The following is a 305-nucleotide window of genomic DNA, read 5'->3' as shown; positions in this document are numbered from 1 at the left end:
GTGAGCTCGGCGATCGCCCGGCGCGAGCGCGTCACGTAAAGGAAAGACTGGCCGGCATCGACGGGGCGGATGCGGGCGCAGCCGAAGGTGCGCGAGCGGCGGTTCTTGAAGGAGGACGGCGTCAGCGCCTCATCGATGCCGGAACCGGACAGCGCCCTGATGCCGCCCGAGGTGCCGATCAGCAGCGCGCCGTCGGAATCGGCGATCCAGACGATGTCGTTTGCCTGCCCGCCGCCGGCCTGGACGAATTCCAGCGCGTCGTCGTCCTTTTCGCCGAGGGTGAAATTGTCGAAGTCGCCCGTGGC

The 305-nt window shown here is 68.5% G+C and carries 1 pseudogene; it reads right to left on the bottom strand.

Annotation, left to right across the window (positions count from 1 at the left end):
* Positions 1-305 (bottom strand): annotated as a pseudogene (locus EN852_RS38680) (hypothetical protein); the annotation flags it as partial.

Source organism: Mesorhizobium sp. M2E.F.Ca.ET.209.01.1.1 (assembly GCF_004010375.2).
In the GTDB taxonomy this organism is placed as follows: Bacteria; Pseudomonadota; Alphaproteobacteria; order Rhizobiales; family Rhizobiaceae; genus Mesorhizobium.
Note: the sequence above shows the minus strand (reverse complement) of the source record. Positions and strands in the feature narration are given on the sequence as shown.